This is a genomic window from Saprospiraceae bacterium (assembly GCA_016709995.1).
Classification (GTDB): Bacteria; Bacteroidota; Bacteroidia; order Chitinophagales; family Saprospiraceae; genus JADJLQ01.
In genome coordinates this window covers 1,055,923-1,071,302 of record JADJLQ010000001.1, presented here as the reverse complement: position 1 = coordinate 1,071,302, position 15,380 = coordinate 1,055,923, and the positions used below count along the sequence as shown (strand labels likewise).

Here is a 15,380-nt window from a genome sequence, read left to right as displayed (position 1 = left end):
AGATATTACTAACTTTTAGGCATTACCCCCATGACATATTTATCATACCATTGTCCATATCGCTCGAATCTGTCTTTGATATAGGATGGTTTTGTTAGGCCATGGTATTGACCAGGATAGATTATCAGCTCTGTCGGTGTGCCGATCGATCTTAGAGCCTGGTACATTTAAACTGATATCGATCGATCACGAAAGGTTGGCCAGCTTTCTGAGTACTATCTAATGGATCTTTTACCGTAAGTAAGATTTTTTTACTATCGGGACTCCAATCATAATCACTTAGCTCCCCTTTAATATCAGTCAGTTTGATCGCTTCGCCACCCAATCGATTTAAAAGAAAAATTTGGTTTTTACCACCATTTCTGGATGCAGTAAACGAAATAAATTTACCATCCGGGCTCCATTTTGGATTGTTTTCCCCTTCAGGAGTATTGGTCAGTTGAACAGAGTTGGTGCCATCCCAGGATGTCATCCATATATCTGAGTTTCTGTTATCTTTTGCTGAATCAGTGGTGGTAAGGGTATACAAAAGCCAATGTCCTTCAGGTGAAATTTCCGGATTCCCTACAGTTTTCAATTTATAAATATCCCCCGGAGTGAGTTTTTTGGTTTGCTCCTGGGCAAGCTGTGGTGTTGAAGCAAAAAGACTTATAAGTAGAACCAATCCGATAAACGACCTTGTATTCATTTTTACTTTGAAGTTACAGTCTTGCCAATTTTATGTCCATAAGTAGCAAAATACAATACGAACAAATAGCAGGGGATAAGAATAACAAAAGCAGATTTTAAACCGATGGATTCACCTAGAATTGCCCATACCCTGGGAATGATAGCTCCTCCAGCAATGCCAACGATAAGTAGAGCCGAACCTGTACGCGTAAATTTGCCCAATCCTTCAATGGCTAATGGCCAAATTGCGGGCCAAATCAAAGCATTGGCCAATCCCAGCAAGGCAATGAATAGGACTGACATGTATCCGTCTGTAAACATGGCAAGGGCACTAAATATCAAACCCAATACAGCAGATCCTTTGAGCGCGGTAGATTGAGAAAGGTATTTAGGGATGGTAAAAATCCCAATGATATAACCAGTCAATAATCCAATCATCGTGTAAGTTGTGAAATACTTTGCAATGTCAAGAGGGATACCGAGGCTATTGCCATAGATCTGAATGATATCACCTGATAATACCTCTGCTCCAACATAAAGAAATAAGGTGATAAATCCCAACCAGAGATAAGGATAGTCAAATATACTTTTGCGGTTGATTGTGTTAGGGCCCTGGTCGTCTTCACCTTCTGCCCTGATCTCAGGAATGCTTGATTTATATATAAAAATTGATAATAAGATCAATGCTATAGCGATGGACACATAGGGCATGACCACTTTTGATGCTAATAATTCCAGTTCTGCCGTTTTTGCCGCTGCTTCCATCGTAGCAAGCCTAGCTTGTAGAGCACTTGAATCTTTCAAAATGATCGCACCCAGCACAATGGGTGCCAAAGCACCGGCAGCCTTATTAAACACACCCATGATACTGATTCTTTTAGCGGCACTTTCTATCGGACCCAGGATGGTGATATATGGATTGGAAGCAGTTTGCAATAAAGCCATACCTCCACCGATCACAAATAAGCCAAATAAAAACAAATCGAAGGATCTGGCTGAAGCCGCTGGTATAAAGACCAAAGCACCTAATGCCATGACCAATAATCCAACCACCATCCCATTCTTGTATCCGGTTTTTTTAAGTACCCAGGCGGAAGGGAAAGCCATAAAAGCATAAGAAATGTAGAAGGCGAAAGTGACCAAGATGGCCTGCGAAGTCGTCAATTCACAAGCTATTTTAAGGTAAGGGATCAACGAACTATTGGCCCAGGTGATAAACCCGAAAATAAAGAACAGGATGCCGATAATGATGATAGGGCCAAAGCTGTTTTTCTGTGTGTTAGTAGTAATCTGATTTTGAGTTGATTCCATTTGATATTTTAGATTAGGTAAAACAAGATACAAATAGTCAGAGTCTTGCAGTAAGTTTTATACTTTTGGGTTTCTAAATAATAATATTGAATGATGAAACCTTCTTTGATCATTTTGGCAGCTGGCATGGGTAGCAGATACGGAGGCTTGAAACAGTTAGACCAGTTTGGTCCCAATGGGGAAGCGATCATCGATTATTCTCTTTTCGATGCACTCAAGGCGGGTTTTGGAAAGATTATATTTATCATTCGTGAAAGCTTCAAATCTGATATGATCAAAGCTTTTGCACACAAATTGGAGGGTAGGGTTGAGTACCATTTTGTCAACCAGGATATTGCCATGGTACCTTCTGGTATTCCGATACATCCAGACAGGACGAAGCCCTGGGGCACTGCCCATGCGGTCTGGGTGGCCAAAGATTTTATCCGGGAGCCTTTTGGGGTGATCAATGCTGATGATTTTTATGGAGCAGAATCATATATCACGTTGGCCAATTTTTTGAATAAGCTGGCGCCAAATGACCAATCTTCTTATTGTACTGTAGGATATTATCTTAGAAATACCTTGTCAGAGCATGGTACCGTCAATCGTGGAATTTGTACTGTCGATGAGCACAACTTTCTGGTTGCAGTAAACGAACGGACAAAAATCAGGCGATTTGAGGATGGTATTATTCGATATGATAGCGAATCGGAGCATCCTATGCCCCTAAATGATGATGATTTTGCTTCCATGAATATGTGGGGCTGTGTGCCTCATTATTTTAATGTTATGGATCGCCATTTTAAAACCTTTCTCCAAGAATATGGTTTAGACCCAAAATCAGAATATTATATCCCCACCTTAATGGATTATATGATCGAACATAATTTAGCCACCGTAGAAGTGCTGCCATCTGAATCGACCTGGTTTGGAGTGACCTATCCTGAAGACAAGCCTGCGGTCATGCTAGCTTTGCAGTCATTATTAGATAAAGGAGTCTATCCAGAGAATTTATGGGCATGATCCCCGATGAACTATTTTTAGCTTATGGGTTAGATCCTGCTGCAGACATCGCTAAGTTTGGCGATGGGCTCATACACGATACTTATCTATATGTACTTGGTGAAGTAAAACTGGTCATACAACGATTGAATCATCATGTTTTTAAGGACATCCGGTCGTTGATGAAAAATATCGGTAAAGTTGAAGATCATATCAGGATAGCGCATCCTCATGCAGTATTTGTATCATTCCTTACTACTGCTTCCGGTGAAAATGCAATAGAATTTGATGGGTATTTCTGGCGAATCATGCATTATATAAAAAATAGCCACAGTTATGAAAGATTGACCCATCCTGATCAAGCTATCGAAGCAGGCAAGATGGTGGGTGAATTTCATTCTCAGTTAGCAGGTATGAATCCCGGGACACTGGTAGATACCATTCCTTCTTTTCATGACTTATCTGTCAGATATCAAAAATTTATTACAGTGGTAGAAGAGGATCCTTGTAATAGATTAGCAGGATGCAGCGAGGAAGTTGAATTTTTAAAAAATAATGGTGAAGATGTTTTACAGTGGCAAATTGAAATAAAATTGCCCAAAAGAGTGACTCATAATGATACCAAGTTGAACAATATGCTCTTTGATGATCTGGGCAAAGGCATTTGTATGGTTGACCTGGACACCATGATGTCTGGGGAGATCATTTTTGATACTGGTGATGTGCTGCGGACGATGTGCAATCCTTCAGGTGAAGATGGCAGAATGGGCCCGGTAGGATTTGACACTCTGGTTTATCATAATTTTATCAAAGGTTACCTCTCTGCTACCACAGGAACGCTGACTCATCGCGAATTGTTGGCGATACCTGATTCTATGGTCAGAATGGCCTTAGAGCAGGCGATTAGGTTTTTGACGGACCACCTTGAAGGCGATATATATTACAAACAACCCTATGCCGGATTTAATCTGGTTAGTGTACAAACCCAGATTGCATTTATCAAATTGGTGAGTAGACACCTACCGCTCTTGCGAGAAGAGCTCAGTGATAAACTTCTTAAAGCTTAATTATTATTTTTTTGATGTGATTGTGTACGATGATCCTGCTGTAAAATTATAGTCAATGCAAGGCTCAGCAATACGGATAGCAAAATAATACGCGATTCTTGAAATGACTTTATGGCAAACATATTCAGGATGGCATGCTGCACATTGTAAATGCCCAACATAGTAATGATCCAGATAATGAAAAGATATACATAGTTCCATCGAGGATGGTGTCTATATGCACGTGAAAGCAAATTTTGATCATGAACTGCCAGATACAAAGCGATGCACACAAGTGGTAACAACAGACCATTGATGCCTTGAGCAGCTATAATGGCTGGTATTGGTTTGATTTGCAATAACCCAAACAGTGCTCCTATACTAAGAATTGTGATCCAGGTATACTTATATATATTGGCATCATTATTTTTACTTTTAGCTACGCTATTGACAAATAATGACTTGCCACAAACGGCAGCAGCCAGAGGTGCTGTAATCGAGCTACTAAATCCTGCTGCAAACAATCCAAAAGCAAAAAAGTTAGCACCCGTAGTGCCTGCTTTATGCTCAATGGCTTCATACATAGACTGGTAGGAGAAGGTGCCATGTACAGAAACAGAGCTTAATAAAATAGCGATACTGATCAAACCTCCCAGACCTATGGCCAGGACCAAGCCCAACCTCATTTGAAATATGGACTGATCAAATTTTAAGCCCGAGGCCAGAAAAAGATTGTAAGGGACGATCGTAGTCCCGATCAAGGCTATTATTAGGCTGCCTCCAGAAGTAGGTATCCTTGGTTGAAGCCCCGCCAGTATTTCTTTTATGTCAATAGAAGAAGTCATCGCCAGGTAACAAAACAACAATCCCATGATAAATACAACGACCCCCATGATTTTAGATACCTGTGAAATACTACCTCGGGAAAGTAAAAAATAGCATAGAGTGACAATGATCAAAGTGTAGACAGCAGTGGGCAGGGGATAGATCAAACGAAGACCTGACACAGCACCGAGGATATTACCAGATTCATAGGCAGCACATCCAAAAGCGATGGCAAAAAACAGTAATTTGGATATATTTAAAGAATGATTTGACTGATATTTTATGGATAATATGTCACCGATATTTTTACCTGTCGCCATACTGACTCTTGCTACCAGCTCTTGTAAGAGGATAGTAGCTAAGGTGGAAAATACCAATGCCCAGATCAGTTGAGTGCCATATTGTGCGCCAGCTTTGGCACAGGTAGTCACAGTTCCTGGACCAATAAATGCTGCTGAGATCACTGACCAGACCAGTACACTACTCAATCCATTTTTAAAGGAGATGAATTTTGACATGGCCGCAAAATTATACCAATTATATTATATTTTATTTTAATGTGTTTTTCGATGTTTTTTTGCCCCAACCCCCACCGCCAGGTGTTTTTATCAAAATCGAATCCCCAACCTCCACCGATAAAGATTGATTGCTGTCTAATGCGATTGCAGTGTTGCCTCGAATCAAAAATTGCTGACCACACTGACCATGATCACCTCCCCTAAGCCCATAGGGTGGCTGGATGCGATGCTGAGCAAGGATGGTTACCGTCATGGGTTTTAAGAAAGTAATTTTTCTTGAGATCCCATTTCCTCCACAATATTGACCTTCCCCTCCTGATTGTTCCAGTATGCTAAAATGATCCAGGATGACAGGGTATTTTACTTCCAATTCTTCAGGATCGGTGATTTTGGTGTTGGTCATATGCTGATGGACCGCAGATCGCCCTTCAAAACCAGGCCCGGCTCCTACACCTCCACCGATGGTTTCGTAATAACTGTGGGATTCATCACCAAATAAAAAATTGTTCATGGTACCCTGGCTGCATGCCGCCAATTCCAATGCTTTGATCAGGGTATCCGTCAATCGTTGGCTTACCTCAGTATTGCCTCCAACTACTGCGGGGCATTTTGCGGGATCTTTTGGAAAAAATGGGGATAAAAAGCCAGTAGGCAGGAGCAATTTGACATTCCGGGTGAGTCCTTCATTCAGATTAATATCTTTTTCGCAGAGCAGTCTGAGTACATACAGGACTACACTCCAGACGATAGATGGATTGGCATTGAGGTTGCCAGGGTGTACTGGTCCTGTCCCTGCAAAGTCAATGATCATCAGGGGATATACCATATTAATTGATACTTTGATTTTACGACCATCATCCATTTTTTCGATCGCCGTAAACCTTTTGCCATCGTGCTTTTTGATATATTTTTGAATCTCTGAAGTACCCTGGTTTAGAAGGCGACTCATCTGTAAATGAGTATACTTCAGCCCGTAATTTTTTACCATCTCTTTCAGCCTAAGTTCACCTGCATGGAGTGCTGCCATGGCTGCTTTTAAGTCGAATATATTGGCAGATACATCCCTGGTAGGGTAGGTAGCAGATTGTAGCATTTTCCGGATCATAGGCCAGTTGGATTTTCCATTTTTTTGGATATAAGTCGGAGCAAATACCACCCCTTCCTGCTCCAGGTTTGTGGCAAACGGAGGCATAGAACCGGGGGTCATCCCCCCGATCTCGTCAGGATGTGCGCGATTTATTACGTAGCCGATCAGCTGATGATTTGTATCAAAGACGCCTTTTAAGAGGGTGAGGTCTGGTAAATGAGAACCACCATAAAGCGGGTGATTACAAAGGATGATATCCCCTTCTTGGATGGAATACTTTTTTAAAATCAATCTCGCAGAAATGCCCAGGCTGCCCAGGTGTACAGGGATGTGGGGTGCATTGGCGAGCAATCTGCCTTTAGGATCGAGCAGCGCACATGAAAAATCCAATCTTTCTTTTACATTGACAGAAAAAGCACTGTGCTGAAGTTGTACTCCCATTTGCTCCGCAATGGATTTAAACCGATTTCCAAATAAAGCAGATTCTATCTCCGGGCTCCAGGTCAAGATGGATTGTGACTTCTTTTTTCTACTGAGGATAAGGTCTTTATTTGCTTGTACACTAGCGCTCCAATCTGGCTCTAAATATACGGTCGCCTGATGATGATAGATGATAGCTGGCCCGGAGATAGATTTTCCCGTTGACAACGAAGACCAATCCACACTTTTTTCTTTGATAGTCAATTTGTTATGCAATATTGGAGCCTGGGTTTTATGGCGCTTTTTTCTTTTGTGCTGTGTGGTGATCGATATTTTGTCAACCTCTATGGTTTGATTAAGACAAAATCCGAATTGTTGCTTATAAGCTTTTTCAAAAGTCTTTTTCAAATCCACACCCGGGATCCAATCCACCTCTATGGTGTGATTTTGACCTAAATATTTTAAGTAAATTTTTTTGCTCACCAAAGCATAGTCATTCGAACGATGCGTAGCATATAATTCTCTTATTCTCCGCGGCAAGGATCGCGCACATTGCGATAGCGGCAGATTTATTTGTTTGATATATATATTTTCAATCGGGGCTATTCCTATTCCTGTAGCACTGAATATGCCTGCAGTATAAGGTATTATAATCGTAGAGATGTTCAAAATATCCGCCAAAGCGCACGCATGCAGCCCTCCGGCACCTCCATAGACTAGTAAGTTATATTGGCTGGGATTATGACCTTTTGCCATGGTCACTTTTCTGATCGCTTCGGCCATTTTTTCATTGGCTATTTGAGCGATGCCATATAAAATTTTATTCTTATCTGTGGAGTCAGCCAGGATATTTGCTTTGGAGAGTAGCTCGTCGAATCTAATCATCGCATGCTCTTTGAATATTGGTATACTCATCGCTCCTTCTACCAGTCTACTTAACAACAAATTTAAATCAGTGATCGTAAAAGGACCTCCTTTACCATAACAAGCCGGGCCAGGATCAGCCCCGGCACTTTTAGGACCTACTAAAAACCTGCCATCTTCAAAATCTATGATGCTTCCTCCTCCTGCAGCGACTGTCTCGATCTCATAGGAAGGAGATGCAATCTCAATATCACCTACCCGGGTGTTAAATTTGATTTGAGCTCTGTCTTCCACCCTCGCTGTATCAGTGGAAGTGCCTCCCATATCAAAGGTGATCAGTTTGTTGATGCCATAATATTGAGCTAAGTTTTCTGCTGCTTTGATTCCGCCTGCAGGTCCGCTTAAAAGACTATCCTTCGGATGAAATAATTTTGAGGGCATAGCCTGGCCTGCGGAAGAAATCATGTACAAAGATGGAGGCCTTGCCCCTGATTGGATAGCATCGACAAATCGGTGAAGTATTGGACTTAGATAAGCATTGCACACCGCAGTTTCACTCCTGGGCAAAAAATGAATGATGGGCAACAATTCTGACGAAACAGAAACAAATGTATATCCCGCATGCCTGAGTTTTTTCTTCAATATCCTTTCATGCTCCGGGTATTGGTAGGAGTGCATTAAAGAGATGGCAAGGGGAGTATTTTTGTCTTTCGGCAGATCCTTTTTTATTCTCTCCCATTCTTTCTTGTTCATTGCTTGGAGCTCCAGGCCGTTAGCATCTACTCGTGCTTTAGTTTCTATGACCTGATTATGCAGGAGGTTTGGTTCAGGGATATTAAGCTGGAACAGGTCAGGCCTTTGTTGAGTTTTGATATACAGCAGATCTTTAAATCCTTCGTTTGTGATCCAAACACATGGCGCCCCCCTCAATTCAAGTAGCGCGTTCGTGCCTTTCGTAGTCCCTATTCTGAGTTCAATATTTTTTAGAGGGCTATTCATCGGTATACCTGTCAATAAATGTGCAGCAAACACCGGAGCTTCTGCATTTGTACCAATATCAATCACCTCACCCACATATATCTGGTGTTTTTTGTAAAAATGCAGGGTTTGTGCTATAGGATCATAGGTCTTTATATCAATAGGAATACCATTGGCTTGAAAACAAATACAATCTTGAAGTATCTGAGGGTAGGGTAGAGACCACGACTCTTTTATACAAACCGTCCAGGCATCGGATATGCTAAGGATCGTGGCTCTCAATCTACTATTGCTCAATATTTTAAGACTGCTTACCTTATCACCGTTCACATAGCTGGCATCACAAAATGTCCCACCTACATCTACACTGACCAATTGACTTTTTGTTATCTTCATTTGCTGATTCAAATCATCTTAAAAATGAATTCATTAAGCCCCAAAATATTAATACTTATAGGATTTATCATCATGGTGGTAGGACTGTCCTGGATGTATGCAGGAAAATATTTTCAATGGCTAGGCAAGTTACCTGGAGATATAAAGATCGAAAAAGAGCACTTTAGGTTTTATTTCCCTCTTACGACGATGGTTTTGGTGAGTTTATTTTTTTCCTTGGTAGTAAAATTATTGAAATGGATGGGGCTATTATAATTATATCGTCATAATAGCCAACTGTATAAACATTATAAAAGGTTATCATTTTTAATCCAAAAATTAAGCAATTGATTTTAGAAGAGGTACCTTTGGCGCACTTAAATTTTATACATTTTGATGCATCAATTATTACCGCTCATTCGCAAAATCAAACCGCTTTGGATTAAATATAGGATCGATAGATTAGTCAAACCATTTTCTGCTGGTTTGAGAAATATAGTCAACCTATCCTTAATGGCAGAGTGGATCTCTAATCAAAAGAAGCCGGCGTTTAATGATTTTTACAGTTCAAAATTTGATTATACTAAAAGAATTGGATTGTATGAATTTATCCTGAAAGAATATTGTGGGCGGGAGGCCATTACCTACCTGGAGTTTGGAGTAGCTGGAGGTCAATCCTTCGAGTGGTGGGTAAAGCATCAAAATCACCAGGATTCAAAATTTTACGGCTTTGATACCTTTGAAGGGCTGCCTGAGCGATGGGGTCATCTCGCTGCAGGTTCTATGACCGCCCATGGAAATGTTCCTGCTATTCAAGATGGTCGTGCCGGGTTTATTAAAGGACTATTTCAGGACACGCTGCCAGGTTTTCTGCATGGAAAAGATTTTACATCGAGGACGGTTATCCATATGGATGCTGATCTATATACCTCCACGTTGTATGTCTTGACGATGCTCGCTCCATTGCTTAAGCCTGGTGATATCATCTTCTTTGATGAGTTTTCAGTCCCATCTCACGAATTTTTAGCCTGGAAAAACTTTACAGATAGTTATTATCTCAAATATGAGATGATTGGAGCTGCCAATAATTATGTATTTGCAGCGTTTAAATTGACCCAGTAGCTTCAGTATTGATATAGTGGAATTCCAGCGAATCCTCACATCTAATAAACTGCTGCCGCGCCATGGTATATAATCGAGACATATTAATCATTTTGATAATTTGATTATCTTTGAGCTACATAATTTTAGCTAAAAAAATGAATCTACACCAGTCCGTTAAGAGTAAGGTATGGTATAATGTCTTCAGGAATTTATTTTTTGATTTTTATTATAAATTGTTGAGCATCAAGTATCTTTTTCTTCCGAAGAAAGGGGTGCTTTTATATCTCGGCCTCAACTATGGTAAAGGGTTTGACAAGCTACACTGGCAGTATACCAAAGCGATAGGTATTGAGGCTAACCCTGACCTTTATGCGATGTTACAAAAAAGGTACCGGTATAATAAGCATATTCAATTAGTGCATGCTGCCGCTACTACTTTTAATGGGGAGGTGACATTTAATATCAGTGACAATCATGGACTCAGTAGCAGCCTGGGCCAATTAAAAGAAGCATTTGGCGGCATCAAGATGGTCAAATCTGTGACAGTACCAGCCATCAACTTATACGACTATGTGCGAAAAGAAAATATCGAATTTATTACAGACTATGTCAGTGATATCCAGGGTAATGACTTAGCTGTTTTGAAAACAATGCAGCCTTATATCGAACAAGGAAAAATCATGAGGATTACCTCTGAAGTAGCAAAAGACAAATATAAAAACTCTTATATGGACCTACCGGATAATTCCGAATCCGGATTTGACGAATTGTTGAGCAAAAACTATCAATTGGTGAGTAAAGGCTGGGAGAATCTGAAAGAAAACCATTTTCAGGAGGTGCCTGAGGATTGGTGGGAAATGGATTGTATGTGGAAGTTAAAATTAAATCAATAACTGTTCAGCTTATTTAGGACGACACTATGGGTCAAATCAGACGCCAGACTTTAATTTCTTCCCTGATAATATATAGCGGTTTTTTGCTGGGTGCATTTAATCTGATATATGTATTACCTAGACTTCTGCCGGTTGAATATATTGGACTCACGAGGTTAATTCAGGATTTTGCGGCCATGCTGACCGCTTTTGCAGGCTTGGGATTTGCGGGCCCTTTTTACAGATTTGGACCCTATTTTGAAAAATATTCTAAACCGGGTGGTAATGACCTTTTACAACTCTTCCTTATTGTTACGCATATTGGGGTGCTGGTAGTGTTTTGCGTTTGTTACCTATTCAGGGCTGACATCATAGCCAATTTTCAGGTCAAATCACCTTTGTTTTCCACCTACTTTTATGCCACCTTTTTATTTGCTTACTTTTTCATCATCTACAACTTGTTGGAGTTGTATTTGTTTTCAAAAGGCCAGGCTATTCTGCAATCGTTCACCAGGGAGATACTGATCAGGATCATCGTTTTAGCGCTGACACTGCTAACATTTTATTTTGTCTCGCTTCGTCAATTTGTGTGGTTATATGCTGGCCACTACCTGATCCCGGTCATCATTTTAGTGATAGCGATTTACAAAAAATACCCTTCCCCAATTGGAGTCGGAATTACCAGGACCACCAAAAGACTGCTTCCTTTTATGTCCAAAATGGCATCCTGGGGAATAGTCCAAACTATTGTAACTACCGGAGTGCCTGTATTGGATACTTTGGTCATCGGAGGGATCATCGGGCTTAAAGGAGTGGCCGAATATCAGATCATGAGTTATGTGTCTACACTGGTCCAGGTTCCGGTACGGGCTACCATATCTATCCTGGGTGCTCAAATTTCACAGTTGTGGATGCAAAGTAATTTAAGTGGAATTCAAAATGTCTATCAACGGACCAGTACCAATTACCTGGCTTTTGGTCTCCTGGCGGTAGGGGTTATTCTTCCTAATCTGGATTTATTAAACAAGATAACCGGTAAAAATATTGATATTGATTTTTCTATTATTGCTGTTTTGATCACCGCCAGGGTCTTTGAACTCAGTACTGGTTTGTCCAATGTTATTATTGCGTACTCAAAAAAATGGAGGTATGAAAACATCATTTCAATTATCAACATAGTATTGGCGATTCCGCTTAATATTTTTATGGTCAATAGATTTGGTATGATAGGAGCAGCGTATACCACTTTAATATTGTTGGTGACCATGTTTGTGATCCGAATGATCATTCTATACCGCTCCTACAATCTTTTTCCCTTTTCAGTACCTACCCTCTATTTATTAGGGATGTTTGCAGTTTTATTTGGGATTTTATTGTGGCTCTGTAACATTCAATCTGGATGGTATTATAGACTAATTTTGTCCGGTTGTTTTGCTTTAGTTTTTATTATTGCCGTGGTGAAGCTTCGAATATCGAAAGACATAAATATTGTTGTTGAGACGATTTTATCTAAACTTCTTGGTATAAATATTAAAACATAAAACATAAGGTGGACTTAGACGGGACATTATATGTACAAGAGCTTATATTGCTAAATTTTATATATTTGTTTTTCAATAATTTATCATGAATTCATATTTCAAAAGACTTTTGCCTTACTTTATTGGAGTCGGGATTATTGTAATAGTATGTATGGTTTTTTTAGCCCCCCAACTTTCTGGCAAAGTGATCCAGGGTGAAGGAGCTCAGAATGCAGGAATGATTCAGGAAGCTAAAAAATATTATGAGGAGCATAAGGAATATACTTTTTGGACCAATTCCATGTTTGGAGGCATGCCTACTTATGCCATGTATGGTGGTCCTAAAGCAGGGGTAGCAAATTATATAGCCTCAGCCTTGATGCTTTTCAGAAATGATTCTTTGGGCTACCTCCTGGTTTTTGCTCTATCCTCGTTTCTGGGACTAATATTTCTGGGTGTAGGGCCATGGATTGCTTTGCTAGGCGCACTTGCTGCTACTTTCGCTACTACTCATATCGGGGTCTTAGAAGCTGGGCATAACTCCAAACTTGCCAGTGCGGGATTTTCTATGCTTATCCTGGCGGGTATTTACCGATTATTTTTAAAAGATTATGTCTTAGGTGGATTAGCTTTTACTTTAGGTATAGCGTTAAGTTTGGGATTGGGCCATCCCCAAATGACCTATTATAGCATGTTGGCTGCCGGGGTAGTTGCCTTGTTTCTTGCTTTCCGAGCTTTACAAGAGAAATCGATAAAATCTTTAGGAATGGTTGCTATCATAGGATTAGCAGGTATCCTTATGGCTTTAGGAGCCAATCTTTACCAGTCATACACCATGCGCAAGTACGCAGCGGATACTATGCGAGGCGGTAGTATTCTCACTTCCCATCCTGCTACAAACAGCCGTTCTGTTAGTAGTGACAATGGACTAGGATTTGAATATGCCATGGGCTGGAGTGATGGTGTTAGGGATCTTCTGGCATTTGTTATTCCTGGTGCAGTCGGTGGATCAAATGCAGAAAAAGTAAAGGGGAATCAAAAAATTAGTCAACTCCTCAGAAAGAGTGGACTACAGCCTCAACCTGTATTGCCACTTTATTGGGGCGACCTGGCATTTACAGCTTCGCCTGATTATGTCGGTGGAGTGATCATATTGTTATTCTTACTGGGATTGTTTTACATAAAAGGTCCTTTAAAATGGGGCCTGGTGAGTGCCACCTTACTGTTGATCCTGATGTCCTTAGGCAAAAATTTTGAAGTTCTGAATCGGTTTTTGTTCGATTATCTGCCGATGTTAAATAAGTTCAGAACGCCTAATTCCATTCACAATGTGAGTGTTTGTCTTATCGCACTTTTTGCTATGTTGGGTTTAAAGAATTTTCTTGATACGCCGGATCATAAAAAGGCATCTAATCTGGTTTTAAAAGTAGGCGGAGGATTATTAGCATTTATTTTCGTTTTTGGACTGGGAGGGGGTATGTTTTTTGATTTTACTTCAGTCTCTGATGGTCGGTATGATCCTAAAATAGCCTCCATATTTAGAGAAGCAAGAAGTATTTATTTATCGCAGGATTCTATTCGCACCTTGATTTTTGTCGCACTGGGGCTGCTCGTTTTATATTTTTACCAAAAAGAAAAACTTAAAAAGAACCTTGCAGTCGGATTATTGACCTTGATTACGCTGGTAGATTTATTTGGAGTAGCAAGGAGATATATCAGTACGGAAGATTGGAAGCCGGCCAGTGCCTTGTCCAATCCAATCACAGCCAGATCTTGCGATCAGCAGATACTATTAGACAAAACTTTGCATTATAGAGTTTATGATTTAAGTACCGGCGATCCATTTCAAAGTGCAGCCTCAGCCTATTTTCATAAAATGGTTGGAGGGTATAGTCCAGCCAAGCTAAGGAGATACCAGGATATAATAGACGCTTACCTGGTTAAAGGGGATGAAAAAGTACTGAATATGCTGAATACAAAGTATATCATCGATCAGCAAGAACAAGTCATTCCAAGACCAGAAGCATTCGGCAATGCCTGGTTGGTGAATAATATTAAAGTAGTCAATTCTCCTGACGAGGAGATTGCCAGTATAGAGCAAATAGATCCGTTGCAAACTGCTGCTGTATTGGACGCTGAGTTTCCAGGATATATTGCAGCCGGCACTTCTTATACAAAGTCAGGAAATATAGACCTCGTAAAATATAGCCCGAATGCCTTGCAATATACGACCAATGTTCAGGGAGATCAGTTTGCCGTGTTTTCAGAGATTTGGTATGGGTCAGGCCGAGGATGGCAGTCATACGTGGATGGAAAACCAGTAGAGCATATTAGGGTGGATTACATACTTAGAGGATTAAAAATACCGAGTGGGCAGCATACCATTGATTTTAAGTTTGAACCTAAGCAGATGCTGACAGCGATGAATATGGGCTGGTGGATAAATAATTTGGTGGGTTTGATATTGTTGGGTGGAATAGGGTGGTGGTTGTATGAGGATTATAAGAGGAATAAGTTGATGTCACCCAAAGAAAAACAAATGTACCCATTAGAAATGATAAAGCTACTGCAAGTAAATTTAAAGATATGAAGTTAAGAAAATGAGTTGCTCCAATATAATATCTTAAATTTGAGAAAAAATAATTTCAAAATCTCACTGAAAGGCATTATTTTTTAATGAACGATTTAATCAGTTTTTATTATATAACCTTGATTTAGTATAATATTTTTTAAAAGGAAGGATGAGTAAAAGAGGAATTTATCAAGAATAAAGTACAAGTTTTAATAAACGATTCACAAGATTTATA

12 protein-coding genes are annotated in these 15,380 nt (G+C 40.1%); 7 read left to right on the top strand and 5 right to left on the bottom strand.

Going from position 1 to position 15,380, the window contains the following annotated elements:
- Nucleotides 1-8: 8 nt before the first annotated feature.
- The 3 genes from IPJ09_04510 to IPJ09_04500 are packed head-to-tail and all read right to left on the bottom strand — an operon-like array spanning nucleotide 9 to nucleotide 1,980.
- The gene (locus IPJ09_04510) at nucleotides 9-167 is read right to left on the bottom strand and encodes a hypothetical protein (protein MBK7370694.1); all 159 of its coding nucleotides are present in this window, start codon (nucleotides 165-167) and stop codon (nucleotides 9-11) included.
- Nucleotides 152-688 (bottom strand): PD40 domain-containing protein, encoded by a 537-nt coding sequence (locus IPJ09_04505; GenBank protein MBK7370693.1) that lies wholly within the window; start codon nucleotides 686-688, stop codon nucleotides 152-154. The genes IPJ09_04510 and IPJ09_04505 overlap by 16 nt, the downstream gene beginning before the upstream one ends.
- Before the next feature lie 2 nt (nucleotides 689-690).
- Nucleotides 691-1,980 carry a sugar MFS transporter gene (locus tag IPJ09_04500; GenBank protein ID MBK7370692.1) on the bottom strand — a complete coding sequence of 430 codons (1,290 nt, stop codon included), beginning with the start codon at nucleotides 1,978-1,980 and terminating at the stop codon, nucleotides 691-693.
- A gap of 93 nt (nucleotides 1,981-2,073) precedes the next feature.
- Between IPJ09_04500 and IPJ09_04495 the strand changes: the two genes are divergently transcribed.
- Both IPJ09_04495 and IPJ09_04490 read left to right on the top strand, forming a co-directional pair.
- A complete protein-coding gene (locus IPJ09_04495) occupies nucleotides 2,074-2,985 on the top strand; it encodes a nucleotidyltransferase (protein MBK7370691.1) in 912 nt (303 codons plus the stop codon).
- Nucleotides 2,982-4,031, top strand: a complete 1,050-nt coding sequence (locus IPJ09_04490; GenBank protein ID MBK7370690.1) for an aminoglycoside phosphotransferase family protein — start codon at nucleotides 2,982-2,984, stop codon at nucleotides 4,029-4,031. The genes IPJ09_04495 and IPJ09_04490 overlap by 4 nt, the downstream gene beginning before the upstream one ends.
- Here IPJ09_04490 and IPJ09_04485 read toward each other — a convergent pair.
- Together IPJ09_04485 and IPJ09_04480 are read right to left on the bottom strand one after the other, a co-directional pair.
- The gene (locus tag IPJ09_04485) at nucleotides 4,028-5,353 is read right to left on the bottom strand and encodes an Nramp family divalent metal transporter (GenBank protein ID MBK7370689.1); all 1,326 of its coding nucleotides are present in this window, start codon (nucleotides 5,351-5,353) and stop codon (nucleotides 4,028-4,030) included. The genes IPJ09_04490 and IPJ09_04485 overlap by 4 nt on opposite strands.
- A gap of 31 nt (nucleotides 5,354-5,384) precedes the next feature.
- Nucleotides 5,385-9,098, bottom strand: coding sequence for a hydantoinase B/oxoprolinase family protein (locus IPJ09_04480; GenBank protein MBK7370688.1), 3,714 nt, complete (start codon nucleotides 9,096-9,098; stop codon nucleotides 5,385-5,387).
- Between the two features lie 24 nt (nucleotides 9,099-9,122).
- On the opposite strand from IPJ09_04480, the gene IPJ09_04475 reads away from it, so the two are divergent.
- The 5 genes from IPJ09_04475 (at nucleotide 9,123) to IPJ09_04455 (ending at nucleotide 15,163) form a co-directional block, all read left to right on the top strand.
- Entirely contained in the window at nucleotides 9,123-9,353 is a 231-nt protein-coding gene (locus tag IPJ09_04475) for a DUF2905 domain-containing protein (protein MBK7370687.1), read from the top strand.
- 120 nt (nucleotides 9,354-9,473) lie between these two features.
- Nucleotides 9,474-10,199 carry a class I SAM-dependent methyltransferase gene (locus tag IPJ09_04470; protein ID MBK7370686.1) on the top strand — a complete coding sequence of 242 codons (726 nt, stop codon included), beginning with the start codon at nucleotides 9,474-9,476 and terminating at the stop codon, nucleotides 10,197-10,199.
- A 218-nt stretch (nucleotides 10,200-10,417) separates the two neighbouring features.
- Nucleotides 10,418-11,074: an FkbM family methyltransferase gene (locus IPJ09_04465; protein ID MBK7370685.1), complete on the top strand. Its 657-nt coding sequence runs from the start codon at nucleotides 10,418-10,420 to the stop codon at nucleotides 11,072-11,074.
- Between the two features lie 26 nt (nucleotides 11,075-11,100).
- Entirely contained in the window at nucleotides 11,101-12,594 is a 1,494-nt protein-coding gene (locus IPJ09_04460) for a polysaccharide biosynthesis C-terminal domain-containing protein (GenBank protein MBK7370684.1), read from the top strand.
- Between the two features lie 85 nt (nucleotides 12,595-12,679).
- A complete protein-coding gene (locus tag IPJ09_04455) occupies nucleotides 12,680-15,163 on the top strand; it encodes a hypothetical protein (GenBank protein ID MBK7370683.1) in 2,484 nt (827 codons plus the stop codon).
- Nucleotides 15,164-15,380: the final 217 nt, after the last annotated feature.